Origin of the sequence: Bacillus sp. JS, assembly GCF_000259365.1 — a bacterium.
Taxonomy (GTDB): domain Bacteria; phylum Bacillota; class Bacilli; order Bacillales; family Bacillaceae; genus Bacillus; species Bacillus stercoris.
In genome coordinates this window covers 2,886,370-2,910,914 of record NC_017743.1, presented here as the reverse complement: position 1 = coordinate 2,910,914, position 24,545 = coordinate 2,886,370, and the positions used below count along the sequence as shown (strand labels likewise).

General features: G+C 44.2%; 22 protein-coding genes and 1 other annotated feature. Of the genes, 15 read left to right on the top strand and 7 right to left on the bottom strand.

What is annotated here, in order from left to right; translation table 11 throughout:
* Nucleotides 1-21: 21 nt before the first annotated feature.
* The 4 genes from MY9_RS14775 to motS all read left to right on the top strand — a co-directional run bounded on the left by MY9_RS14775 (nt 22) and on the right by motS (nt 3,977).
* Nucleotides 22-1,098 carry a bifunctional 3-deoxy-7-phosphoheptulonate synthase/chorismate mutase gene (locus MY9_RS14775; RefSeq protein ID WP_040082124.1) on the top strand — a complete coding sequence of 359 codons (1,077 nt, stop codon included), beginning with the start codon at nt 22-24 and terminating at the stop codon, nt 1,096-1,098.
* Between the two features lie 275 nt (nt 1,099-1,373).
* Complete coding sequence (gene ccpA, locus MY9_RS14770; RefSeq protein WP_014665007.1) at nt 1,374-2,378, top strand: catabolite control protein A; 1,005 nt, start codon at nt 1,374-1,376, stop codon at nt 2,376-2,378.
* 62 nt (nt 2,379-2,440) lie between these two features.
* On the top strand, nt 2,441-3,259 hold the full coding sequence (gene motP / locus MY9_RS14765; RefSeq protein WP_040082125.1) for a flagellar motor protein MotP: 819 nt from the start codon (nt 2,441-2,443) through the stop codon (nt 3,257-3,259).
* The gene (gene motS / locus MY9_RS14760; RefSeq protein ID WP_014665005.1) at nt 3,249-3,977 is read left to right on the top strand and encodes a flagellar motor protein MotS; all 729 of its coding nucleotides are present in this window, start codon (nt 3,249-3,251) and stop codon (nt 3,975-3,977) included. Before motP ends, motS begins: the two co-directional genes overlap by 11 nt.
* A 10-nt stretch (nt 3,978-3,987) precedes the next feature.
* On the opposite strand, the gene MY9_RS14755 is transcribed toward motS, so the two are convergent.
* Genes MY9_RS14755 through acuA form a run of 3 tightly spaced genes read right to left on the bottom strand, consistent with a single transcriptional unit; the run spans nt 3,988 to nt 6,451 of the window.
* Entirely contained in the window at nt 3,988-5,151 is a 1,164-nt protein-coding gene (locus MY9_RS14755; protein WP_041521402.1) for an acetoin utilization protein AcuC, read from the bottom strand.
* Nucleotides 5,148-5,792 carry an acetoin utilization AcuB family protein gene (locus MY9_RS14750; protein WP_014665003.1) on the bottom strand — a complete coding sequence of 215 codons (645 nt, stop codon included), beginning with the start codon at nt 5,790-5,792 and terminating at the stop codon, nt 5,148-5,150. The genes MY9_RS14755 and MY9_RS14750 overlap by 4 nt, the downstream gene beginning before the upstream one ends.
* A 26-nt stretch (nt 5,793-5,818) precedes the next feature.
* A complete protein-coding gene (gene acuA / locus MY9_RS14745; protein WP_014665002.1) occupies nt 5,819-6,451 on the bottom strand; it encodes an acetoin utilization protein acetyltransferase AcuA in 633 nt (210 codons plus the stop codon).
* 159 nt (nt 6,452-6,610) lie between these two features.
* On the opposite strand from acuA, the gene acsA reads away from it, so the two are divergent.
* From acsA to sr7p, 3 genes are all read left to right on the top strand, one after another.
* Nucleotides 6,611-8,329 carry an acetate--CoA ligase gene (acsA, locus tag MY9_RS14740; RefSeq protein ID WP_014665001.1) on the top strand — a complete coding sequence of 573 codons (1,719 nt, stop codon included), beginning with the start codon at nt 6,611-6,613 and terminating at the stop codon, nt 8,327-8,329.
* Nucleotides 8,330-8,383: 54 nt separating this feature from the next.
* Nucleotides 8,384-8,621 (top strand) — a binding site (T-box leader).
* 50 nt (nt 8,622-8,671) lie between these two features.
* Entirely contained in the window at nt 8,672-9,940 is a 1,269-nt protein-coding gene (tyrS, locus tag MY9_RS14735; protein WP_014664999.1) for a tyrosine--tRNA ligase, read from the top strand.
* A gap of 131 nt (nt 9,941-10,071) precedes the next feature.
* Complete coding sequence (sr7p, locus tag MY9_RS22035; RefSeq protein WP_041521401.1) at nt 10,072-10,200, top strand: small protein SR7P; 129 nt, start codon at nt 10,072-10,074, stop codon at nt 10,198-10,200.
* A 21-nt stretch (nt 10,201-10,221) separates the two neighbouring features.
* Here the strand turns inward: sr7p and rpsD are convergent, their stop codons facing one another.
* A complete protein-coding gene (gene rpsD / locus MY9_RS14725) occupies nt 10,222-10,824 on the bottom strand; it encodes a 30S ribosomal protein S4 (protein ID WP_014664997.1) in 603 nt (200 codons plus the stop codon).
* Nucleotides 10,825-11,118: 294 nt separating this feature from the next.
* On the opposite strand from rpsD, the gene MY9_RS14720 reads away from it, so the two are divergent.
* Nucleotides 11,119-12,858, top strand: a complete 1,740-nt coding sequence (locus MY9_RS14720; RefSeq protein ID WP_014664996.1) for a diguanylate cyclase domain-containing protein — start codon at nt 11,119-11,121, stop codon at nt 12,856-12,858.
* A 37-nt stretch (nt 12,859-12,895) separates the two neighbouring features.
* On the opposite strand, the gene MY9_RS14715 is transcribed toward MY9_RS14720, so the two are convergent.
* Nucleotides 12,896-13,387: a GAF domain-containing protein gene (locus tag MY9_RS14715; protein ID WP_014664995.1), complete on the bottom strand. Its 492-nt coding sequence runs from the start codon at nt 13,385-13,387 to the stop codon at nt 12,896-12,898.
* 126 nt (nt 13,388-13,513) lie between these two features.
* Here MY9_RS14715 and refZ point away from each other — a divergent pair, with 126 nt between their 5' ends.
* Complete coding sequence (gene refZ, locus MY9_RS14710; protein ID WP_014664994.1) at nt 13,514-14,137, top strand: transcriptional regulator RefZ; 624 nt, start codon at nt 13,514-13,516, stop codon at nt 14,135-14,137.
* Here refZ and hisJ read toward each other — a convergent pair.
* Nucleotides 14,134-14,940, bottom strand: a complete 807-nt coding sequence (gene hisJ / locus MY9_RS14705; RefSeq protein ID WP_014664993.1) for a histidinol-phosphatase HisJ — start codon at nt 14,938-14,940, stop codon at nt 14,134-14,136. The two genes, refZ and hisJ, sit on opposite strands and share 4 nt — an antisense overlap.
* 196 nt (nt 14,941-15,136) lie before the next feature.
* Between hisJ and ezrA the strand changes: the two genes are divergently transcribed.
* Nucleotides 15,137-16,840 (top strand): septation ring formation regulator EzrA, encoded by a 1,704-nt coding sequence (ezrA, locus tag MY9_RS14700; protein ID WP_014664992.1) that lies wholly within the window; start codon nt 15,137-15,139, stop codon nt 16,838-16,840.
* A gap of 104 nt (nt 16,841-16,944) precedes the next feature.
* On the opposite strand, the gene brnQ is transcribed toward ezrA, so the two are convergent.
* Nucleotides 16,945-18,282 (bottom strand): branched-chain amino acid transport system II carrier protein, encoded by a 1,338-nt coding sequence (gene brnQ / locus MY9_RS14695; RefSeq protein ID WP_014664991.1) that lies wholly within the window; start codon nt 18,280-18,282, stop codon nt 16,945-16,947.
* Between the two features lie 201 nt (nt 18,283-18,483).
* On the opposite strand from brnQ, the gene MY9_RS14690 reads away from it, so the two are divergent.
* From MY9_RS14690 to MY9_RS14670, 5 genes are all read left to right on the top strand, one after another.
* Nucleotides 18,484-19,629 carry a cysteine desulfurase family protein gene (locus MY9_RS14690; protein ID WP_014664990.1) on the top strand — a complete coding sequence of 382 codons (1,146 nt, stop codon included), beginning with the start codon at nt 18,484-18,486 and terminating at the stop codon, nt 19,627-19,629.
* A gap of 3 nt (nt 19,630-19,632) precedes the next feature.
* Nucleotides 19,633-20,838: a tRNA uracil 4-sulfurtransferase ThiI gene (gene thiI / locus MY9_RS14685; RefSeq protein ID WP_014664989.1), complete on the top strand. Its 1,206-nt coding sequence runs from the start codon at nt 19,633-19,635 to the stop codon at nt 20,836-20,838.
* 93 nt (nt 20,839-20,931) lie between these two features.
* Nucleotides 20,932-21,141, top strand: a complete 210-nt coding sequence (gene sspA, locus MY9_RS14680; protein WP_003223491.1) for an alpha type acid-soluble spore protein SspA — start codon at nt 20,932-20,934, stop codon at nt 21,139-21,141.
* Between the two features lie 178 nt (nt 21,142-21,319).
* On the top strand, nt 21,320-22,909 hold the full coding sequence (mbcS, locus tag MY9_RS14675) for an acyl-CoA synthetase MbcS (protein ID WP_014664988.1): 1,590 nt from the start codon (nt 21,320-21,322) through the stop codon (nt 22,907-22,909).
* A gap of 19 nt (nt 22,910-22,928) precedes the next feature.
* Complete coding sequence (locus tag MY9_RS14670; RefSeq protein WP_014664987.1) at nt 22,929-24,518, top strand: amidohydrolase; 1,590 nt, start codon at nt 22,929-22,931, stop codon at nt 24,516-24,518.
* The last annotated feature ends 27 nt before the right edge of the window (nt 24,519-24,545 follow it).

Genomic DNA, 24,545 nt, shown 5'->3' with positions numbered 1-24,545 from the left:
TGCAGGGAAAGGATGAAAAAAATGAGCAACACAGAGTTAGAGCTTTTAAGGCAGAAAGCAGACGAATTAAACCTACAAATTTTAAAATTAATCAACGAACGCGGAAATGTTGTAAAAGAGATCGGTAAAGCGAAGGAAGCACAGGGTGTCAACCGATTTGACCCTGTCAGAGAACGCACTATGTTAAACAATATCATTGAAAACAATGACGGTCCGTTCGAAAATTCAACCATCCAGCACATTTTTAAAGAGATATTCAAAGCCGGTTTAGAGCTTCAAGAAGAAGATCACAGCAAAGCGCTGCTTGTCTCCCGCAAGAAAAAACCTGAAGATACAATTGTTGATATCAAAGGCGAAAAAATCGGAGACGGCCAGCAAAGATTCATTGTCGGCCCATGTGCGGTAGAGAGCTATGAGCAAGTAGCTGAAGTGGCTGCAGCTGCGAAAAAACAAGGCATTAAAATTTTGCGCGGTGGAGCCTTTAAGCCTCGTACGAGCCCATACGATTTCCAAGGGCTTGGCGTAGAAGGCCTTCAAATTTTAAAACGTGTAGCGGATGAATATGATCTGGCGGTTATCAGTGAAATCGTAACGCCGGCTCATATCGAAGAAGCGCTTGACTACATTGATGTCATTCAAATCGGAGCGCGCAACATGCAAAACTTCGAATTGCTGAAAGCTGCCGGTGCAGTGAAAAAACCAGTGCTTCTGAAGCGCGGCCTTGCAGCAACGATCTCTGAATTCATCAATGCTGCTGAATACATCATGTCACAAGGAAATGACCAAATTATCCTTTGTGAGCGAGGAATCAGAACATACGAAACAGCAACGAGAAACACGCTTGATATTTCAGCTGTGCCGATTTTGAAACAAGAAACGCATTTGCCGGTATTTGTTGATGTTACGCATTCAACAGGCCGCCGTGACCTCTTGCTTCCGACAGCTAAAGCTGCTTTAGCGATCGGTGCAGACGGTGTCATGGCTGAGGTTCACCCTGATCCGTCAGTCGCGCTTTCTGATTCTGCTCAGCAAATGGCGATTCCTGAATTCGAAAAATGGCTGAATGAACTGAAGCCAATGGTGAAAGTCAACGCTTAATTGAACACTCCAAAAGGCCGCGCCTGCGGCCTTTTTTTATGCTTTCTCGTTTATTTAGTTATAAAATCCAAGTATACGTTTTCATCATCTATAAAAACGTGTATAATTTCATGAGAAGTAATTAAATTTGATGAATAATGAAAAATAATGTACACTACTGACTTACGCTTACAAATCATAAACGACATAAATTCGGACATTATGACATTTCTCTACATAAAGTGTTTATGCTATAGATAAGGATAAGTGTATCCAGTAAAAGGAGTGGTTTTAGGATGAGCAATATTACGATCTACGACGTAGCGAGAGAAGCTAATGTAAGCATGGCAACCGTTTCCCGTGTCGTGAACGGCAACCCGAATGTAAAACCGACAACACGGAAAAAAGTCTTGGAAGCCATTGACCGTCTCGGCTACCGTCCAAACGCGGTGGCAAGAGGGCTGGCAAGCAAAAAGACAACAACTGTAGGTGTCATCATTCCCGATATCTCAAGCATTTTCTATTCAGAGCTTGCGCGCGGAATTGAAGATATCGCGACAATGTATAAATACAATATTATTTTGAGCAACTCTGACCAAAACATGGAGAAAGAGCTGCACTTATTAAACACAATGCTCGGCAAACAAGTGGACGGCATCGTGTTTATGGGCGGAAACATTACGGACGAGCATGTGGCGGAATTTAAGCGTTCCCCAGTGCCGATTGTACTTGCCGCTTCTGTAGAAGAGCAGGAGGAAACACCGTCAGTCGCTATCGATTACGAACAGGCGATTTATGACGCAGTGAAGCTTTTGGTTGATAAAGGACATAAAGATATCGCATTCGTTTCCGGACCAATGACAGAGCCGATCAACCGCTCGAAAAAACTCCAAGGCTACAAACGTGCGCTTGAAGAAGCTAACCTTCCGTTTAATGAACAATTTATAGCTGAAGGGGATTACACATATGATTCCGGACTCGAAGCGCTGCAGCATCTGATGAGCCTGGATAAAAAACCGACAGCCATTCTTTCTGCAACTGATGAAATGGCACTCGGCATTATCCATGCCGCTCAGGATCAGGGCTTATCCATTCCGGAGGATCTCGACATTATCGGCTTTGATAATACAAGATTAAGCCTCATGGTTCGTCCGCAGCTTTCAACAGTTGTTCAGCCGACATATGATATTGGCGCCGTTGCGATGAGACTGCTGACGAAGCTCATGAATAAAGAGCCGGTTGAAGAGCATATCGTCGAACTGCCGCACCGTATCGAACTAAGAAAGTCAACCAAGTCATAAGAAAAACAAAGAGCAAGCTTCACCTTCATGGTGAATTCTTGCTTTTTTCATGGGGAGAAATGATGAAACGTTTTGATTATCTTACACCTGTTGGATTTGTGTTAGGAACGATTATTATTGTTATCGGGATTATTTCGGGATCAGGAGTAAGCGGTTTCCGCTCTTTTCTTGATCTAACCTCTTTCTTCATCGTAACAGGGGGACTATGCGCCGCTGTTTTTATCAGTTTTCCGCCAAGAGAGCTGAAAAAAGCGCCCTCTGTATTAAAGCAGGCATTCATCCGCCAGGAAGACAATGTGAAAGATCTTGTGAAAACCTTTGTCTCCCTTTCCGATCACGCGCGTAAACATGGGCTTTTATCATTGGATGATCAGGCTCGGGGAATCAAAGATCCATTCTTGAAAAAAGGGCTGCTTTTAGCAATTGACGGCTGGGATGAAGAAACGATTCGGCTTGTCATGGATTCAGAAATCGCAGCAATGGAGGAACGGCACCGCAAAGGACGGCGTGTTTTTGAAAAAGCGGGAGAATTTGCTCCGGCGTGGGGAATGATCGGAACACTCGTCGGGCTCGTGCTGATGCTCAAAAACTTAAATGATCCGCATATGCTCGGACCGAATATGGCAGTTGCGCTTCTGACGACTTTATATGGTTCATTACTGGCCAATATGGTCTTCAACCCAATCGCGGCAAAGCTTGAAGAGAAAACAGAAAGTGAAATTTTCATCAAACAGGTAATGGTGGAAGGGATTATCGGTGTTCAATCCGGAAAAAACCCGCGCAACCTTGAAAGCCAGCTGGTCGTTTTCAGTTCACGGGAAGAATGGCAGAAACAGCCGAATCAAGTAAAAACAAAAAAGGGATCTATACATGAAGCTTAGAAGAGAACGTTTTGAAAGAAGGAATGGAAACGGGAAAAACAGTCAATCTTCATCCAGCTGGATGGTTACCTTTACAGATTTGATCACCCTGGTCCTTGTGTTCTTTATTTTGCTTTTTTCGATGTCCCAAATCGATCTTCAAAAATTTAAAGCGGCAGTCGATTCGATTCAGAAGGATGGCGGCGGGCTTCAGCCGGACCAAACGTCCATAGAAAAAAAGAAAACACCTCCATCCGATGCGAAGAAGCAAGCGGATCAGCAGGATCAGCTTCTCAAGAAAGTAAATACATATATAAAAGACAATCACTTGAAGGCCCAAATGACAGCCAAACGGGATGAACGCGGTGTCGTGCTCGTTCTGCAGGAGGCGGTGCTGTTTGATACAGGTGAGGCAAAGGTGCTGAAAAATGCTGAAACACTTCTTCACCAAATCGCCGTACTTCTTCAAACCATTCCAAATGACATTCAAGTCGAAGGCCATACAGACAGCCGAAACATTTCGACATACCGATATCCGTCGAACTGGGAGCTATCAGCAGCACGGGCAAGCGGAGTGATTCAATACTTCACATCAAAAGAAAAACTTCCTTCGAAGCGCTTTATTGCTGTCGGTTATGCGGATACAAAGCCTGTAAAGGACAATAAGACAAACGAACACATGAAAGAAAACCGACGTGTGGAAATCGTCATCAAAAAATCAAAAACGACCTCTTCGTGAAGGTCGTTTTTTACTTTGTTCGTTGTTGCTCGGACCGTATCGCATATAATGCTTTGCTGACGGTTTGGGCATTTTTTTCTGTAATTTCAGGCTTGCGGGGAATCGGAGGATATAAATCAGCCGGATCGCTCCAGCTGGACGGCAGGGAGACGGGGCATTGTTTTTGCCATTTAGCGATCCATTCCGGCGGGATCTCGTGTCCCGGATCAATCCCCTTCATTTCAAGCCATATTCTGGCCCAGGCGCGGGGGACAACTCGCCAAATATCATATCCGCCGCCTCCGACTGCAATCCATTTCCCTCCGCAATATTGGTGAGCCAAAGTATGTGCAAGCCGGGGAATTTCTTCGTATATATTGATTGTTGCTGATAAATGCGTCAGTGGGTCGTAGTAATGGGCATCGGCGCCGTTTTGACTGATAATGACATCGGGCTCGAAATACGCGGCGACTTCTGAAACTGCTGTCCGGTAAGCTTCAAGAAAAGAATCATCCTCTGTAAAAGCGTCAAGCGGGATATTAAAGGAATAGCCATATCCTTTTCCGCTGCCTTTTTCCTGGATCTGGCCGGTTCCGGGGAATAAATACCTTCCTGTTTCATGAATGGACAGCGTGCATACGTCAGGATTATCGTAAAATGTAAATTGCACACCGTCCCCGTGGTGGGCGTCTGTATCAATATAAAGCACTCTGGCGCTATATTTTTTCTGGATGTATTGAATCGCCACAGCGCTGTCGTTGTATATGCAAAACCCTGAGGCTCTCCCGCGAAAGCCATGATGAAGCCCTCCACCAAGGTTTGCCGCATGCAGGGCTTGTCCTGACATGACCCAGTCTGCGGCCGTTAAAGTGCCGCCGACCAAGAGTGATGCCGCTTCGTGCATGCCGGCAAAGACGGGTGTATCTTCAGTGCCGAGCCCGTAGCTTTCTCCTTCTTCAGCGGGAAGCTTTCCGGCGCCCGCAAGCTTTACGGCCTGAATGTAATCATCCGTGTGGACAAGGGCTAGCTCCTCTTCTGAGGCGAGTCTGGGGGTGACAATGTCTCCATCATCAAAGGCATTGATCGTCTGAAGCAAATCATATGTTAACAGAACCCGCTGCTGATTAAAGGGATGCTCTTGATGAAACATGTAGGTTTGATAGGATGGAGAATAGATAAATACACTGTCTCTCATAGCAGATCCCTTTGCTCTGACGGCCATACGACGTGGTGCCCATTTCTTTGCAGTTCCTGCAAAAACGGCAGCGGATTCATCGTTTTTACACGGAAGACGAGCACTTTTACACCGGGATCGTCATGCGGATAAACAAGCACGCTTAATATTTTCACTTGAAGGTCTTGGCAAAGGCTGCTGATCTCAGCGAGGCTTTTGGTGATGTCGTTTACTTTTATTTCAATTTGCGAGCCCGGCTGGTCAGCGCCTGTCAATTTGACAAACGTCCGCAGCAAATCGGTTTTTGTCAAAATGCCTACTAATTTTTGATGCTGTACGACTGGAAGGCAGCCGATGCCATGCTCGTAGAACACCGCAGATATTTCTTCGACAAAATCTAACGGGTGGGCGCAGACGACCTCTTTTTTCATAATTGAATCTACGCTTCGTGTGAGAAATAGGCTTCGTTTGTTTTCTTCAAAAATACTGGGGCTCGCCTGTTTCATGTCTCTGTCTGTAATCATGCCGATCACGTGTCGTTCTTCATCTACAACAGGCAGATGCCTGATATGGAATTCCTTCAGTTTGCATATTGCTGTTTCAAGCGTATCCGTCTTCGTTAATGTAATGACATCTCTTTTCATGATTTGCTCAACAATCATTATTTTTTCCCCTTTGTCAGTGTCAGTTAATACATATAACGATGATAAAAACGGAGCCTGTCAAATTGTTCAATTGATTCTTGGCTGACGTTTTTTCCGATGCGGGCCATCAGACAGTTTGCAGGGTGGGAGCTGATCTCCGGCTCATCCGTTGCAAACCAGACCAATCCGCCTGCATTCATCATCTTTTCCATGATCTTTCTGTATTCCCACACATCTTTTTTCATCCCTTTTAAATCCCAATGCCAGTAATATTCTGTTGTCATCACAATATAGTTTTCCATTTGTTCATCCATCATGCTGACGGTCAGAAGGGTCTTTCCGACAGCGCATCCCCGATAGTCCGGCGCTACTTCGATGGCTCCGAGCTCAAGCAAATCCTCCATATTTCCTTCAGACCATCTTTCGAGCGGGTCAGGATATAAATACGTGACATAGCCGACAATGGTTCGGCCGTCTCTGGCAATAATAATGCGCCCTTCTGGAAGGCCTGCAATATCGACTAGCGCTTCATGCTGCTCGCGAGGCGGGCGAAATGCGGTTAAATCTTTATGAAACTCATAACCTGCCAAATCCTCTGGAGAGACAGGCCCTTCTATCAGTAAAGAGCCGGTTGCTGTTTTGATGTTTGCTGAATGGTATGTTTTATGATGTTCCACTAATTCACCGTCCCATCAATTCTTATAAAAATACATGCCTTCTTTAAGAATACCAAAATATAAAGCGTTTTCAACATGGTTTATATTTTAAAAATTGAGAAGAATATGAATTTATACTATAATAATTGTGACAACTTCAGCAAAGGGGGATGTTTGGGCATGAATTTGAAAGCGTTACCAGCAATAGAGGGGGATCATAACTTAAAAAACTATGAAGAAACGTACCGGCATTTTGATTGGGCCGAGGCAGAGAAACATTTCTCTTGGCATGAGACAGGGAAACTGAATGCGGCGTATGAAGCGATTGACCGCCATGCCGAATCGTTTCGAAAAAACAAAGTAGCCCTTTATTATAAAGACGCAAAACGGGATGAAAAATACACATTTAAAGAAATGAAGGAAGAATCAAACAGAGCCGGGAATGTGTTGAGACGGTATGGAAATGTGGAAAAAGGGGACCGTGTTTTTATTTTTATGCCGAGATCACCCGAGCTTTATTTTATTATGCTTGGCGCTATCAAAATTGGCGCCATCGCCGGGCCGCTGTTCGAAGCATTTATGGAGGGAGCGGTGAAGGACCGGCTTGAAAACAGTGAGGCAAAGGTTGTTGTCACAACGCCTGAGCTGCTGGAGAGGATACCGGCAGACAAACTGCCTCACTTGCAGCATATATTCGTAGTCGGCGGAGAGGCTGAGAGCGGCACAAACCTCATCAATTATGATGAAGCAGCGAAACAGGAGAGCACAAGACTGGATATCGAATGGATGGATAAAAAAGATGGTTTTCTGCTTCACTATACATCAGGTTCCACTGGAACGCCAAAGGGCGTGCTGCATGTCCATGAAGCGATGATTCAGCAATATCAAACAGGAAAGTGGGTCCTTGATTTAAAGGAAGAAGACATTTATTGGTGCACAGCTGATCCAGGCTGGGTGACAGGTACGGTATACGGCATTTTTGCACCGTGGCTGAACGGGGCAACAAATGTCATCGTCGGCGGACGTTTCAGCCCGGAAAGCTGGTATGGAACGATTGAACAGCTTGGCGTCAATGTCTGGTACAGCGCGCCGACCGCTTTTCGGATGCTGATGGGAGCGGGAGATGAAATGGCTGCGAAATATGATTTAACCTCACTCCGGCATGTACTCAGTGTTGGTGAGCCGCTAAATCCGGAGGTCATCAGATGGGGACACAAAGTTTTTAACAAACGAATCCATGATACATGGTGGATGACCGAAACGGGCAGTCAGCTCATCTGCAATTATCCTTGCATGGATATTAAACCCGGTTCGATGGGTAAGCCGATTCCGGGAGTGGAGGCTGCGATTGTTGACAATCAAGGAAATGAGCTTCCGCCATACCGAATGGGCAATCTCGCTATCAAAAAGGGCTGGCCTTCCATGATGCATACCATTTGGAATAACCCTGAAAAGTATGAATCGTATTTCATGCCGGGCGGCTGGTATGTGTCTGGTGATTCTGCTTACATGGATGAAGAGGGATACTTCTGGTTCCAAGGCAGAGTAGATGACGTCATCATGACCTCCGGTGAGCGCGTAGGTCCATTTGAAGTGGAGAGCAAGCTTGTCGAACACCCGGCCATTGCAGAAGCTGGTGTAATCGGAAAGCCTGATCCGGTACGGGGAGAAATCATTAAAGCCTTTATTGCACTCAGGGAAGGATTTGAGCCGTCTGACAAACTGAAAGAAGAGATCCGCCTATTTGTAAAGCAGGGTCTTGCAGCCCATGCGGCTCCGCGTGAAATTGAATTTAAAGATAAGCTTCCGAAAACCCGAAGCGGAAAGATCATGAGACGCGTGCTGAAGGCATGGGAGCTTAATCTCCCAGCCGGTGATCTGTCAACGATGGAGGATTAAAAGGCGGCGTTGACACGGGATTTTATTTATGTTAAAAATGATATAGCTTCATATGAAAAGGTAAAGATTGAGACAAGTAGAATATCCTTACGTTCCAGAGAGCTGATGGCCGGTGAAAATCAGCACAGACGGATATATCGAATACACTCATGAACCGCTTTTGCAAACAAAGCCGGCTAGGCTTTCAGTAGTGAAAGAACGGACCTGATCCGTTATCAGGCAAAGTGATAAGACGAATGTTTTGCATTCTCTTATTAGTAGGGTGGTACCGCGATAATCAATCGTCCCTTCGTGTAAACGAAGGGGCGTTTTTTATTTTAATCAAAAAAGGAGCTTTATCTTATGACAAACTTACTTGAAGATTTATCCTTCCGCGGATTGATTCAGCAAATGACAGATGAAGAGGGATTAAATAAACAGCTGAGTGAAGAAAAGATCCGCTTGTACTCAGGTTTTGATCCGACAGCAGACAGCTTGCATATCGGACACTTGCTGCCTATTTTAACACTTCGCCGTTTTCAGCTTGCAGGGCATCATCCGATTGCACTTGTTGGCGGCGCTACGGGCCTCATCGGTGATCCAAGCGGAAAAAAAGCAGAGCGTACTTTAAACACTGCTGACATCGTTTCCGAATGGTCCCAAAAAATCAAAAACCAGCTGTCCAGATTTCTAGATTTTGACGCAGCAGAAAACCCAGCTGTCATCGCAAACAACTTTGACTGGATCGGCAAAATGAATGTGATCGATTTCCTTCGTGATGTCGGTAAAAATTTCGGTATCAATTACATGCTGGCAAAAGACACGGTCAGCTCAAGAATCGAATCCGGCATCTCGTATACGGAATTCAGCTACATGATTCTTCAATCTTATGATTTCTTAAATCTTTACAGAGATAAAAACTGTAAACTGCAAATCGGCGGTAGCGATCAGTGGGGCAACATCACAGCGGGTCTTGAACTGATCAGAAAATCAGAAGAAGAAGGAGCAAAAGCGTTCGGCCTTACGATTCCGCTTGTCACAAAAGCAGACGGCACGAAGTTCGGAAAAACGGAAGGCGGCGCGATCTGGCTTGATAAGGAAAAAACATCACCATATGAATTCTATCAATTCTGGATCAACACAGATGACCGTGATGTTATCAAATACTTGAAATACTTTACGTTCCTATCAAAAGAGGAAATTGAAGCATACGCTGAAAAAACAGAAACAGCGCCGGAAAAACGTGAAGCGCAAAAACGCCTGGCAGAAGAAGTGACATCGCTTGTTCACGGACGCGAGGCGCTGGAGCAAGCCATCAACATCTCCCAAGCGCTGTTCAGCGGCAATATTAAAGAGCTTTCCGCTCAAGACGTAAAGGTAGGCTTTAAAGATGTTCCTTCTATGGAAGTTGACAGCAGCCAAGAGCTTTCACTTGTAGATGTGTTGGTGCAATCTAAATTATCTCCTTCTAAACGTCAAGCGCGTGAAGACATCCAAAACGGAGCTGTTTACATTAACGGCGAACGCCAGACAGAAATAAATTATATCCTATCGGCTGAAGACCGCATCGAAAATCAATTTACTGTTCTGCGCCGCGGGAAGAAAAAATACTTCCTTGTGACATATAAATAAGAAAAAGATCCTTTGCCACTGAAGGCAAAGGATCTTTTTGTTTACCGCATAGGAATGAAAGGAAAAGAGTATATTAGATAGGGCAAACACGATCAACCACATCACCTTTTAAAAGAAAGGAGCGCTAAAGCGTGAATCTCATGTGCACGATTGCTAAAGAACGGATACAGCGGGATTATTGGGAACGGCAGGCGCAAGATAGTGTTGGCCAGCAAGAGGCGAAAGACGAAACAGACGATAAAAAAACCCCAACCGCATAGCGGCAGGGGTTTTTAAAACGATTAACGAGAGTAGAACTCAACGATAAGCGCTTCGTTAATTTCCGGAGCAAGTTCAGAACGCTCAGGAAGACGAGTGAAAGTACCTTCAAGCTTTTCAGCGTCGAAAGTAAGGTATTCAGGAACGAAGTTGTTCACTTCAACAGATTCTTTGATGATAGAAAGGTTTCTTGATTTTTCGCGAACACCGATTGTTTGACCAGGCTTTACTTGGTAAGACGGGATGTCAACGCGGCTTCCGTCTACAAGAATGTGACCGTGGTTAACCAATTGGCGAGCTTGACGGCGAGTACGTGCTAAACCTAGCTTGTACACAACGTTATCAAGACGAGAATCTAAAAGAACCATGAAGTTTTCACCGTGTTTACCAGCTAGTTTGCCAGCTTTGTCAAACAAAGTGCGGAATTGGCGTTCGTTTACACCGTACATGTGACGAAGCTTTTGCTTTTCTTGCAATTGCAAACCGTATTCTGATAATTTTTTACGTTGTCCTGGGCCGTGTGGACCTGGAGCGTAAGGGCGTTTTTCTAATTCTTTTCCTGTACCGCTAAGAGAGATTCCTAGACGGCGGGACAGTTTCCAAGATGGACCTGTATAGCGAGCCATAATGTGACTCCTCCTTTGGTTTTATTTTTGTGGAAAATAAAAACCGTCTGCTCTATTCGACCATGCACATTTTGTTTTCATGTATCCTCGCTCCAGCAGCAGAGAGTTACACGATACACCTTATGGATAAGGAACAAAATGAAAACATAGAAGCTGAACAAAAAGGCTGCAATATTTCACACAAAGGTCATTATATAATTTATTTGTTTTGAAGTCAACCATTCCTCCATTATTGCTTCACCGTTTATGATATAATAAACAAAAATTAGTGGTAAACTTTTAGGTGATAAAAACATGGTAGAACAAACTAAAGATCAATTATCCGCCTTTCATTATCATATGCTCGATTTTTTATTAACCAAATCGGAAAAAGTCACATTCACCGACTCTTTCATATGGCTGACTTCGGCTATTCAAACCTATTTTTCAACCCTTTGTGTTTCGCTTACACCGTCATCATCAGACTTTGTGACAAAACTGGCAGATGGTGAAGCCCGTTTTTCCGTTTCAAAAATAAACACTTCATGTTATCTGATAGAGGACGGCTCAGGCAGGCGTTTCCATCTTGCATGCAGGCAGGATGAAGAGATTCCTGAAGGGCTTCCGGATGTAGTTGCTTCATTTTTAAACCAGTCGATGAAACAAGAAACACTCTATAACAAAACGATCTACCAAAAAAAAATATACAAAATGACAGAGCTGTTCCATTCACTGCTTGATCAGACAGATGTGCTGAAGCAGCTTTTAGAAAGCTTGACCAGCACATTTTCTCTTTTTGAGTTTTCTTTATTTATATCGCACGATCAAGACCAATGTTTAGGGGTTCCTGCAAAAGAGCTGTATATGGAAGGGGAAAAATCCGATTCCTTTGCGCTCAAAGTGTATTTGTCCGGGGATATTTTGCGGAAAAATGAATCGGCCGCCTATATTCCGATCAAAGGACAGCAGGGCACATATGGGGTTTTGAAAGCTGAGGGAACGGGCGACAGCTTTCTTACTGATTCCTGCCTTGATGAAATGTCGCTGTTAGCAAACGCGGCGGGAAAAGCGTTTGAAAATGCCCAGCTCTACGAACAATCAAAAGCAAGCATCGCAAATTTGGAATTGATCAATGAAACATCACGCCGCTTGAATCAGCGGCTGACACTGACTGATACAATGAATGATCTGGCTGTGAGAATGGCAGAATCGTTTCAGGCAGAAGAAGTGGGATTTTTTCATATCGACCATTTTGAAAATCTAGCATTGCTCCCAGGAAGCACAGCATTTTTTAAAGAAGCGAAGCCATCAGACTTTTATAATGAGCTGAAAGAAAAGCTGTATGAAGGTGAAAAAGGGGTTTTCATCGGGAATGGCCAGTCTGTTTTTGGGCAGGCGGGGTACGGCTCGCTGATGGCTGCTCCGATGATTCAAAACGACCGTCTTTTAGGCTTTGCGGTTTTATTGAAACAGGAGCTGTATGCTTTTACATTTGAAATGTACAAGCTGTTTCAGGCGCTGATTCATCACGCGACACTGGCTGTAACCAATTCAATGCTTCGCGACCGTTTGGAGCATCTCGTAAAAACAGATCAGCTGACTGAACTGTATTCACGGGCGTATTTAGATGAAAAAATTCAATACAGCATGAAAATCCACCAAAAGGGTGTTTTTATTCTAGTTGATATTGATAATTTCAAGAATGTAAATGATACGTACGGCCATCAGACTGGGGACGAGATTTTAATTCAAGTTGCTTCAGTGATTAAAAGCAACATCCGAAAGCATGATGTCGGTGCCCGCTGGGGAGGCGAGGAGCTGGCGGTTTATTTGCCCAATGTGCCGGTTGCGGTGGGGAAACGGATTACCGAGCGGCTGGTTTATGCGGTCAGAAAAAATACGAAACCCAAGGTAACCATTTCCTGTGGTATCTCCTGCTGGACGACAGAAACAAGAAAGTCGCTGAAAGAGCTTGTGCATGAAGCTGATGAAGCGCTCTATAGCGCGAAACGGAGCGGGAAAAACCGTTTGATGATTCATGACTCAATAAAATGAAAAAAGCCCAAAACGATATCAGTTTTGGGCTTTTGTATTACTGCGCTAATGCTTTTTCTAGCTTTTCGGCAAATTGAGTTAAGTATTTTTCATCAATTTCGTCGAAACGGTTTTTCACTGGGCTGTCGATATCCAAGACGCCGACCATTTTTCCGTCTACACGAATCGGAAGCACAATTTCTGATTGAGACGCTGCATCGCAGGCGATATGTCCCGGAAACGCGTTTACATCCTCCACACGCTCCACTTTTCCGTTTGCGTACGCTGTGCCGCAAACCCCTCTGCCGAAAGGAATCCGTACACATGCCGGAAGGCCTTGGAATGGACCTAACACAAGCTGTCCATCCTCTTCTTTGGCAAAATAGAAACCAGCCCAGTTGACCTCAGGCAGCGAATGATACAGCAGTGCTGAGGCATTTGCATAGTTAGCTATTGGATCTGTTTCGTCTTCGGTCATGGCTTCGAGCTGTTTTAGCAGAAGCTGATAGTCTTTTTCTTTATCTCCAGATTGTTTTTCGACATGGAACATGGAAAACCCTCACTTTTTCTATAATATAAAACAAAGTTCCGGCTTTTCTGCCGGCATTTGTCGATAAGTTCTTACAGGAACAGCGGCTTCCTGCTTGAATAATATCAAGAGGAAGGAGTGAGCCGTATGAAAGTAAGCACCAAAGACAAAATTATTGAATCTGCTGTCATGCTTTTTAACCAAAAAGGATTTTCTGGCACGTCTGTCCGTGAAATCGCAAAGTCAGCTGATGTAAATGTTGCGCACATCTCCTACTATTTTAAAGGCAAAGGAGGCTTGATGGAACACTTAGTTTCAGAGTTTTATGAAGGCTACAGCAAAACGCTTGAAACAGCGGCAAGCAATATCTGTTCTCAAAGCACGCAGGAACAGCTTCTCCAATTGGTTTTCGATATTTTATCCTATCAGCATAATCATCGTCAATTAACTCGTTTTGTCTACCGGGAAGTCACAATTGACTCCACGTTAATCAGGGAAATTATGTCGACATATTTAATGAAGGAAAAGTATATCTTCCAGCTGATCATTGAGGAAGGAGAAAAACAGCGTGAACATTTAACACTGCCGCTGCCTCATTTTATTCTTCAATTAAAATCTCTCTTGATGATGCCCTATCTCCAGCCTCAATATATTTCAGAAGTGCTCTACATGCAGCCGCACGAGCCATATTTTTATAAAATGTATTTTGAAGAGATCAAGATTTGGATCAAAAGCGTCTTCCGGACAGGAGACGTGGCGCTCACCAATTAGCATCGTTCCAAAAACGCCTCATACGCATATCCGACATCTCCCGCTTGATGGGCATCAGACCCAAACACAAGCGGGATCTTCTTTTGCTTCGCTTCATTCAGCATCCAATCCTCGATATAAATACCGCCAGCGTACATTTTTCTTAAGCCGGAAGTATTGAAGTCGAGCTCCATTCCGTTTTTTTCAATGGCATCCAGACACTCAGAAACGAGACCGCGAATATGCTCTGACATGCTATACGGAAACAGCTTGATGAATTTTTGGACGAGTGTGATGTGACCGACTCTTTTTGGCTTATAGACGCCGAGAGATGCTACAATGGAAGAATAGATACTCCGGTAATATTGTTCATATACAGCTTCAATGCTTCCGCAGGCTGAAATCAGCTCTTTAAAGGTATGCTCGTCATAATCAAGGCACAGATAGGAAGAGCCTGTGCGCAAAAAATGAACGGATAAGATGCTGTCATCTAAATATGGCCCGTATGTATCCAGGAATAATGTAATTTCATCTTCAAATCCAGCAATATAATCGACTTCAAGCCCCGTCCGGATAGAAAGCTGTCCGCCATACTCTTTTTTTAATCCGGAAATTTCATGAATATAGCGTTCCAAAGAAGCTTGCGCCATCGCGCTGTCCTTCAGCGGCGTGGGATCGGTGAAAGAGGGCGGCAATGGGGCGTGTTCGGTAAAAGTAATCGATTCGAACCCTTTTTTTAAGGCTTCTTCTGCATATTGTCTGAGTGTGTCACTGGAGCCGTGAGGGCAAAATGGTGTGTGAATATGTCCGTCTCGCTTTTGCATTGATGTCACCCCATGAAAAAATAGTCAAATCCTGCCGATTTTGCACAAAAAGTTTTTGATTTCTGGTCAAAAAATGTTTGTTACATGGTATCATAATAACAATGAAAACGACAGTTTTTCTCAATACATATCCTGAAATCTTTCTGAATAAATAAAACACCCTGACAGATTAAGGTAAACAGCAAGGGGGCTCATTATGGAGTTTGTCATTGGATTATTAATTGTACTGCTTGCGCTGTTTGCGGCAGGCTACTTTTTCAGGAAAAAAATCTACGCCGAAATCGACCGGCTGGAATCGTGGAAGATTGAAATTCTGAATCGGTCGATTGTGGAAGAAATGTCCAAAATTAAACATTTAAAAATGACGGGTCAGACAGAAGAGTTCTTTGAGAAGTGGCGTGAAGAATGGGATGAGATTGTCACAGCCCACATGCCGAAAGTTGAAGAGCTCCTTTATGATGCCGAGGAAAATGCAGACAAATACCGGTTTAAAAAGGCCAATCAAGTGCTCGTTCATATCGACGACTTGCTGACAGCGGCGGAATCAAGCATTGAAAAGATTCTTCGGGAAATCAGCGACCTTGTCACAAGTGAGGAAAAGAGCCGTGAAGAGATTGAACAGGTGAGGGAGCGCTATTCGAAATCTCGAAAAAACCTGCTGGCATACAGCCACCTTTACGGGGACCTTTATGACAGCCTTGAAAAGGATCTGGACGAAATTTGGAGCGGCATCAAACAATTTGAAGAAGAAACAGAAGGCGGAAACTATATTACTGCACGAAAAGTATTGCTTGAGCAGGACCGGAATCTTGACCGGCTTCAGTCATACATAGATGACGTGCCGAAGCTGTTAGCTGATTGTAAGCAGACGGTGCCGGGCCAGATTGCAAAGCTCAAGGACGGCTATGCCGAGATGAAAGAAAAAGGGTACAAGCTTGAACATATCCAGCTTGATAAGGAATTAGAAAATCTGTCAAATCAGTTAAAACGGGCGGAGCATGTCCTGATGACTGAGCTGGATATTGATGAAGCGTCCGCAATTCTGCAGCTTATTGATGAAAATATTCAATCTGTTTATCAGCAGCTGGAGGGCGAAGTTGAAGCCGGTCAATCTGTACTAAGCAAAATGCCTGAATTGATTATTGCTTATGACAAGCTTAAAGAAGAGAAAGAGCATACGAGAGCGGAAACTGAGCTGGTGAAGGAAAGCTACAGGCTGACAGCCGGCGAGCTCGGCAAACAGCAGGCTTTTGAAAAGCGCCTTGATGAAATTGGCAAGCTGCTGTCATCTGTTAAAGATAAGCTTGATGCAGAGCATGTCGCCTACTCACTTTTAGTAGATGAAGTTACTTCAATAGAGAAGCAGCTTGAAGAAGTGAAAAAAGAGCATGCCGAGTATCGTGAAAATCTGCAAGCGCTCAGAAAAGAAGAGCTTCAGGCGAGGGAGACGCTCAGCAATTTGAAAAAAACAATTTCTGAGACAGCAAGACTGTTGAAGACTAGCAACATTCCAGGCATTCCGGGCCGTATTCAAGAGATGCTGGAGAACGCGCATCATCACATTCAAGAGACAGTCAATCAACTAAACGAACTTCCATTAAATATGGAAGAAGCCGGAGCCCATTTGAAGCAAGCAGAAGATATCGTCAACAGAGCAAGCCGGGAATCAGAAGAACTTGTCGAGCAGGTCATCCTCATTGAAAAAATCATTCAGTTCGGAAACCGGTTCAGAAGCCAGAATCATATTTTATCTGAACAGCTGAAAGAAGCGGAAAGACGTTTTTACGAATATGATTACAATGAAGCGTATGAAATAGCAGCAGCCGCAGTTGAAAAAGCCGCACCGGGTGCTGTCCGAAAAATAGAATCGCAAAAGACAAAAGAGCATCAATACCAATAAAGAGTATATAAAAGGCCGGCGCATACATGCTCGGCCTTTTATATGTATTCAGAATATAAAAAAGCCTTATTGGATGTGGATCCAATAAGGCTTTTTGGTTTTCGCTAGTTGATATTAACTGGTTTTTTATTCGAACCTGTAACAAGAGAAATCAGATAACCGGCAACGCCTCCAATGATTGCAGGGAGGACCCAACCAAATCCTAAGCTGTAAAGCGGCAGCGATTGACTGAGAACTTTATTTAAAGAACCGAGAGGAATGCTTGCGGCATTCAGGCCATCGATAATGCTAAAAATACCAGTTGCGATCAAACAAAGAATATATACTTCACGTCTGCCTTTAAATGATTTTTCAATAAATGAAAGCAGAATGATAACAATTGCTAACGGATAAATAGCTGATAAAATAGGAACTGAGAACAAAATGATATTTGACAGCCCAAAGTTAGAAATAATAAAGCTGAACACAGTGACAATCGTTACAACGGCTTTATAAGATAAAGAAGGAATCAGCTTTGAGAAATAATTTCCGCATGAAGAGACAAGGCCAATGCTTGTAGTCAAGCACGCGAATAGGATAGCGACGCCTAAAATGATATTTCCTAATGATCCGAACAGGTGCTGTGAAGATTCAGATAAAATTTTGCTTCCTGAACCGAGGAGTCCTACAGAATCTGTGCTTGTTGCTCCTAAATAGGCGAGTGAAACGTAAACCAGACCGAGTCCCGCTGCTGCAACAAGTCCCGCTTTAATACATACAGAAGCAACTGATTTACGGCTGGTGATGCCTCTGTCCTTAACAGCATTGACAACGACAATTCCGAACACAATAGAAGCAAGTGCATCCATTGTTTTATAGCCTTCTAAAAATCCTTTAAACAATGATCCGGAAGCATACGCTTCAAGCGGTGACCGAATGTCCCCCATCGGCGTTACGATGCTTTTGATGACTAATATAGCAATAACAGCAAGCAAAATAGGTGTTAAAACTTTTCCAATACGGTCAACAAGCTTTGTAGGATTTAAAGCCAGATAGTACGTAATAGCGAAAAAAATAAATGTGAAAACAAGCAGCGCGACCCAAGAAGGTATCCCGCTTACAAACGGTACAGCGGCAATCTCATAAGAGACTGTGCCTGTCCGCGGAATCGCGAACAGCGGTCCGATTGTTAAATAAAGAACGACAGTAAAAATTGTTCCGAAGACCGGATGTGCTTTATCAGCAAGGCCTTTGGCATCCGTCCCTGTTAAAGCGACAGCTACAACACCTAAAAGCGGCAAACCGACACCCGTCACGAGAAAGCCAGCCATCGCTTTCCAAACATTTTCCCCGGCTGCTTGTCCAAGTTCCGGCGGAAATATCATATTTCCTGCACCAAAGAACAGTGCAAAGAGCATAAGCCCAATCGCGATCGTTTCCTTGGCTGATAGTGATGATTTCATAATGTATAAGTCCTCCTAATTTTACTATGGTAGAATATTCTGTCAATTAATTGTCAGATAATATGACGAAAGTAACAAATCTAATTATAGGTGAATGCATGAAGAAGTCAATAGTAATTTTATTTACTTTTTCAGCAGTAATTTGTTATGGTAACATATAAAATTAGTTTTGTATCGCTTTCATATTAAAGGAGTAAAATGATGTTATATTTAGACAATAGTTCAACAACGAAGCCTTATGATGAAGTCTTGAACGTGTATGAACAGACAAGCAGCCGATATTTTGGCAATCCTTCATCTTTGCACCGATATGGAGCCGAAACGGAACAGCTGCTTCAGGCAGCCAAAAATCAAATCAAAAGGTCCTTAGGCCTAAAAAAATATGACATTGTCTTTACGTCAGGCGCCACAGAAGCCAATAATGCGGCTTTAAAAGGAGCCGCTTTGTCAAAAATAAAAACAGGCAAACATATCATTACCACTTCTATTGAACATCCATCCGTTACGGAATCGTTAGAACAGCTGAAAGAGTTGTTCGGGTTTGATGTTACTTATCTTTCTGTAAACGAAGACGGATTTGTTTCTATTGAAGAACTAAAAAAAGCCATCCGTCCCGATACCGTCCTAGTCAGCATGATGCATGTGAACAATGAAGTTGGTTCCGTGCAGCCGATTGAAGAGGCAGGAGAAGTGCTGAAAGAGCACTCGAACATTTTGTTTCACGTTGATTATGTGCAGGGCATCTATAAAGTGCCCTTGGCAATTGAAAAGGCCGGTATTGATCTATGTTCAATATCAGGGCATAAATTTCACGGTCTAAAGGGGACAGGCGCACTTATTGTAAAAGAAGGAACACGCCTTATTCCGCTCATAACGGGAGGCTCTCAGCAAAAAGGCATACGGGCCGGAACGGAACATACTGCGGGTGCGGTTTCGCTTGCCAAGGCCATTAATCTTGCCGCTGCTGATTTTGCTGCACGGCTTGACACGATGACTGCCGCAAAGGAATTGTTTATGAAAAGGCTGAGTGAAATTGAGGGCGTCGTTATCAACACGCCTCAAATGAATAGCGCACCGCACATTATTAATTTCTCTGTTCCGGGGATTAAAGCAGAAGTGCTTTTACACATGCTTGAAGAACAGGATATATTCGTCTCCACAACGTCTGCTTGCTCAGCAAAAGAACATAAGCCCAGTAAAGTTCTTTTAGAGATGGGCAAAGGAGAGCAGATTGCCGGAAGCAGCATCAGAATCAGTTTAAATTACAGCCAGACAAGCGATGTGGCAGAACCGTTTATAAACGCGCTTCGTCCTGGCATCAAAAAATTAAGGGAAATGATGAGGTAGAACATGAATTACGATCATATATTAATTCGTTTTGGGGAAATTTCGACCAAAGGCAAAAACAGAAAAAGCTTTATTGAGCGCTTAAAACAAAACGTGAGACTCGTTTTGAAAGACTATCCGAATTTGAAATACTTTTCCAATAGGGATCGCATGACGATTACATTAAATGGTGAGGACCCTGAGGCTCTTTTTCCTCATTTAAAGCAGGTGTTTGGGATTCAAAGCTTCAGCCTGGCGATTAAGTGTGACAGCCGCCTTGATGATATTAAGGCAACTGCTTTGCAGGCTATCAAGGATCAGTATAAACCAGGTGATACGTTTAAAGTTGCGACAAAGAGAGCGTATAAACAATTTGAATTAGATACAAACCAGATGAACGCTGAAATCGGCGGCCATATTTTGCGAAATACAGAAGGCTTGACGGTCGATGTCCGCAACCCAGACATCCCGCTCAGAATCGAAATCAGGGAAGAAGCAACATTTTTGACAATTCGTGATGAAAAAGGTGCAGGCGGGCTGCCGGTTGGTTCAGCAGGAAAAGCGATGCTCATGCTTTCCGGCGGTTTTGACAGTCCTGTGGCCGGTTTTTATGCAATGAAACGGGGGCTGTCGGTAGAAGCTGTTCATTTCTTCAGCCCGCCATACACGAGTGAGCGCGCAAAGCAAAAGGTAATGGATCTGGCAAAATGCCTGTCCCGTTTTGGGGGAAGCATGACGCTTCATATCGTTCCATTTACAAAAACGCAAGAGCTCATCCAAAAACAAATTCCTGAAAATTACACGATGACGGCAACCCGCCGCCTTATGCTCCAGATCGCCGACAGAATCAGAGAAAAGAGAAACGGGCTTGCCATCATTACGGGAGAAAGCCTCGGTCAGGTAGCGAGCCAAACGCTTGAAAGCATGTATGCGATTAATGCGGTGACGTCAACACCGATTTTGCGCCCGTTAATCGCCATGGATAAAACAGAAATCATCGAAAAATCACGGGAAATCGGCACTTATGAGACAAGCATTCAGCCGTTTGAAGATTGCTGCACGATCTTTACGCCGCCAAGCCCAAAAACACGCCCTAAAAAAGAGAAAATTGAACACTTTGAAAGCTTTGTTGATTTCGAGCCGTATATTCAAGAAGCGGTTGATAACATTGAGACAATGACCCTGTATAGCGAACAAGAGGCTAACGATAAATTCGCTGAACTCTTTTAAAGCCATTTCTAGCTCCTGTATACAATTACCAAAGTTTTTGTGAATGAAGCCATGTGTTTTAACACATTCTATACTCACAAGGAGGTGAGACACATGGCTAACAATAACTCAGGTAACAGCAACAACCTTTTAGTACCAGGAGCTGCTCAAGCGATCGACCAAATGAAATTAGAAATCGCTTCTGAATTCGGTGTAAACCTTGGAGCAGACACAACTTCTCGCGCTAACGGTTCTGTTGGAGGAGAGATCACAAAACGTCTTGTATCTTTTGCTCAACAAAACATGGGCGGAGGACAATTCTAATTTACAATTTCACATAATGGCTTTGGAGTGGGGGAATCCCCACTCCTTTTCATTTTTTACATATAAAAAAGGACCAGCGGCCTATAAAATCTATGTTTACAGAGGTTGTTTTTAGGCATATCCTTACGGAAAGAGCCTGTATTTATGTATAATGGGTGGAGAAAGTGAGGAGTTGTTCGTGTTAAAACGTGAAGATTTAATTGCCCCTATGCAATATAATTTAGTGAATGAAATGGAAAAGTTCAGTGCCGCTGGACAAAAAACCGCTCTTCTATGGGAGGACGAGTCGGGCAAGCAAGAATCATGGTCTTATGAAAAGCTGATGGAAGAAACAAATAAAATCGGAGCGGTCTTAGCTGATCTTGGATTTAAAAAGGGAGACAAGCTGATTGTAATGGTTCCGCGGGTGCTAGAAGCCTATGCAGTTTATTTGGCTATCCTGAAATCTGGAATGGTTGTCATTCCGTGCTCTGAAATGCTTCGTGCGAAGGATCTTGAATACCGAATTGAACATGCAGAGGTAAAAGGCGCCATTGTCTATTCCGAATTTATCGGCGCTTTCCGTGATGTCAGTACGGCTGACAAACTGATTACACTGTCTATTGGTGAGAATGATGCCGGCTGGAAAAATCTCTTATCAATTGAAGCGGACGGAAGCCAATTTAAAACAGCTGACACAACAAGAGATGATATGGCTTTCTTGTCTTATACTTCCGGGACAACAGGTCAGCCGAAAGGTGTTGTACATACACACGGATGGGCATTTGCTCATTTAAAAACTTCTGCCGGCGCTTGGCTTGATATTTCTGAAAAGGATATCGTCTGGGCGACTGCTGCCCCAGGCTGGCAAAAGTGGGTGTGGAGTCCATTTTTAGCGGTGCTAGGCAGCGGAGCAACGGGTTTTGTGTACCACGGCAGATTCAAAGCAGAAAAATATTTAGAGCTTTTAAACCGCTACAAAATCAATGTTTTCTGCTGTACGCCGACAGAATATCGCTTAATGGCGAAGGTCGAAGGCTTGGACCGTTTTGATCTTTCTGCCCTTCACAGCGCTGTTTCCGCAGGCGAGCCGCTCAACCGTGAAGTCATTGATGTTTTCCAAAAGCACTTTGGCATTAAGGTACGGGACGGATACGGCCAAACAGAAAGCACGCTTTTAGTCGGTGTTTTGAAAGATACGGCTATTAAACCGGGAAGCATGGGAAAACCAACACCGGGAAATCAGGTGGAAATCATTAATGAAGACGGTGAAGTCTGCAAACCTGGTGAGGTTGGCGATATCGCTGTTCACCTCAGCACGCCTGCGCTCTTTAAAGAATATTTTAAAGATCCGGAAAGAATGAAAACACAAATTCGCGGCGATTATTTCCTAACGGGAGACAGAGCGAGAAAAGATGAGGAAGGTTACTTCTGGTTTGAAAGCCGAAATGACGATATCATTATCAGCTCCGGCTACACGATCGGGCCATTCGAGGTGGAAGACGCGCTTGTTAAGCACCCTGAAGTAAAAGAGTGTGCTGTTGTCGCAAGCCCTGATGAAATCAGAGGCTCCATCGTTAAGGCATACGTTGTCCTGCAAAATCATGAAAAACGAAGTGATGAGCTTGTCAAAATACTGCAGAATCATGTGAAGACGATTACCGCTCCATACAAATACCCAAGAGAAATTGAATTTGTGGAAAGCCTGCCGAAAACGGCTTCTGCAAAAATCAGACGAGTGGAATTAAGAAAACGTGAAGAACAGCTCAAAGCCAATAAAAAGGCGTAAAGAAAGAGAGTGAACGTGAATGAAGGCGATATGGCACGGCGGTTTCATTTATACGATGCTCGAAGAAGGCGATCGGACAGAGGCAGTTTATGTTGAGGATGGTGTCATAAAAGGCACCGGCAGCTATGAACATCTGAAGGAAAAGTACGGCTCCCCGGAAACAGAAGAAATCAGCCTGAATGGAGCAGTGATGTTCCCCGGTTTTGTTGACAGCCATCTACATTTGATCGGTCACGGCGAAAAACAGCTTCAGCTTGATCTGTCCGCACTGACGTCTAAAGAAGCGATTGTACAGGCTGCAAAGGAAAGAGAGCGGCAGCTTCCTGAAGACGAGTGGCTCATTGGAGAGGGCTGGAATGAAAATCAGTTTGAGACACCGGACTATTTAAATAAGCATGATCTAGACCGCCTGTTTCCAGACAGGCCCGTCTTGCTCAAGCGAGTATGCAGGCATGCAATAGCTGTTAATTCTGCGGCTCTTCAAGCGGCGGGAATTTCAAGAAACACTCCTGATCCTGACGGCGGCGTCATCGTAAAAGATGCAAATGGAGAGCCGACGGGCCTTCTTTTTGATAAGGCGCAGGATTTGATTCTGAAGGCTGTCCCGCCGGTCTCCCAGCACTACGTTGATGAGGCATTAACGGCTGCAATAGAGGACTGCTGGACAAAAGGCCTGACAGGCGGACATTCGGAAGACTTGTCCTATTATGGTGATGTTTCGGTGCCGATGAAAGCTTATGAGAAAGCTGCCGCTAGCGGAAAGTATCCGTTCCGCTGTCATCTGCTCGTTCATCATGAGGCTGTCGACCGATGGGAGGAGCTGGAGAAGCCGTCCGGCCCGTATGTGGAGTTTGGAGCGATGAAAATCTTTGCGGACGGGGCGCTTGGCGGGAGAACGGCTTTATTGAAAGAACCATATCTGGATGATCCATCAACTCAGGGGGTTCAGGTTCATGATGACGAAACCCTTGGCCGGCTCATTCGCAAAGCGAGAGAAAAAGGGATGGAGGTTGCTGTTCATGCAATCGGCGATCTTGCTTTTGAAAAAGTGCTCAACGCAATAGAAAAGCATCCACCCCAAAACGGCCGGCATGACCGGCTTATTCATGCTCAAGTGCTTGATAGCAAATTAATCGAGAGAGCAGCAAACATGCCGATCGCGCTTGATCTTCAGCCGCATTTCGTTGCAAGCGATTTTCCGTGGGTCATTGACCGTCTCGGAAAAGACCGGATGAAGACTGCATTTGCCTGGAAAACCTTAATGTCTAAAGGCATTTTATGCGCGGGCGGTTCAGACGCTCCGATTGAGCCTGTTGACCCGCTTCTTGGGATCCAGTCCGCGGTGCTTCGCAAGAGCATTCATGAGCATAACGGGCCAAGCTATAATGAAAGTGAATGTTTATCTGTATATGAAGCGATAAAGCTTTATACAGAAGGAAGCACCGGAATCATTTATAAAGAGAAGTCACGCGGGAAAATTGCGGAAGGCTATGACGCGGATTTTACGGTTCTCAGTGGTGATCCGTTTTCCATTGACCCCGCACAGCTTCATCTTTTAGATATTAAAAAAACCGTGATTAACGGCCAGATTGTATATGAGAAATCATAAAAGGACAGGCAGCAGCCTGTCCTTTTA

Bases quoted from the DNA above. Each gene is read 5' to 3' on its own strand.
- MY9_RS14690 (WP_014664990.1), top strand. From the start codon at position 18,484: ATGTTATATTTAGACAATAGTTCAACAACGAAGCCTTATGATGAAGTC.
- refZ (WP_014664994.1), top strand. From the start codon at position 13,514: ATGAAAGTAAGCACCAAAGACAAAATTATTGAATCTGCTGTCATGCTT.
- ccpA (WP_014665007.1), top strand. From the start codon at position 1,374: ATGAGCAATATTACGATCTACGACGTAGCGAGAGAAGCTAATGTAAGC.
- hisJ (WP_014664993.1), bottom strand. From the start codon at position 14,940: ATGCAAAAGCGAGACGGACATATTCACACACCATTTTGCCCTCACGGC.
- motP (WP_040082125.1), top strand. From the start codon at position 2,441: ATGAAACGTTTTGATTATCTTACACCTGTTGGATTTGTGTTAGGAACG.
- MY9_RS14750 (WP_014665003.1), bottom strand. From the start codon at position 5,792: ATGATTGTTGAGCAAATCATGAAAAGAGATGTCATTACATTAACGAAG.
- thiI (WP_014664989.1), top strand. From the start codon at position 19,633: ATGAATTACGATCATATATTAATTCGTTTTGGGGAAATTTCGACCAAA.
- MY9_RS14755 (WP_041521402.1), bottom strand. From the start codon at position 5,151: ATGAGAGACAGTGTATTTATCTATTCTCCATCCTATCAAACCTACATG.
- ezrA (WP_014664992.1), top strand. From the start codon at position 15,137: ATGGAGTTTGTCATTGGATTATTAATTGTACTGCTTGCGCTGTTTGCG.
- MY9_RS14720 (WP_014664996.1), top strand. From the start codon at position 11,119: ATGGTAGAACAAACTAAAGATCAATTATCCGCCTTTCATTATCATATG.
- rpsD (WP_014664997.1), bottom strand. From the start codon at position 10,824: ATGGCTCGCTATACAGGTCCATCTTGGAAACTGTCCCGCCGTCTAGGA.
- MY9_RS14715 (WP_014664995.1), bottom strand. From the start codon at position 13,387: ATGTTCCATGTCGAAAAACAATCTGGAGATAAAGAAAAAGACTATCAG.
- tyrS (WP_014664999.1), top strand. From the start codon at position 8,672: ATGACAAACTTACTTGAAGATTTATCCTTCCGCGGATTGATTCAGCAA.
- sspA (WP_003223491.1), top strand. From the start codon at position 20,932: ATGGCTAACAATAACTCAGGTAACAGCAACAACCTTTTAGTACCAGGA.
- motS (WP_014665005.1), top strand. From the start codon at position 3,249: ATGAAGCTTAGAAGAGAACGTTTTGAAAGAAGGAATGGAAACGGGAAA.
- brnQ (WP_014664991.1), bottom strand. From the start codon at position 18,282: ATGAAATCATCACTATCAGCCAAGGAAACGATCGCGATTGGGCTTATG.
- acsA (WP_014665001.1), top strand. From the start codon at position 6,611: ATGAATTTGAAAGCGTTACCAGCAATAGAGGGGGATCATAACTTAAAA.
- MY9_RS14775 (WP_040082124.1), top strand. From the start codon at position 22: ATGAGCAACACAGAGTTAGAGCTTTTAAGGCAGAAAGCAGACGAATTA.
- MY9_RS14670 (WP_014664987.1), top strand. From the start codon at position 22,929: ATGAAGGCGATATGGCACGGCGGTTTCATTTATACGATGCTCGAAGAA.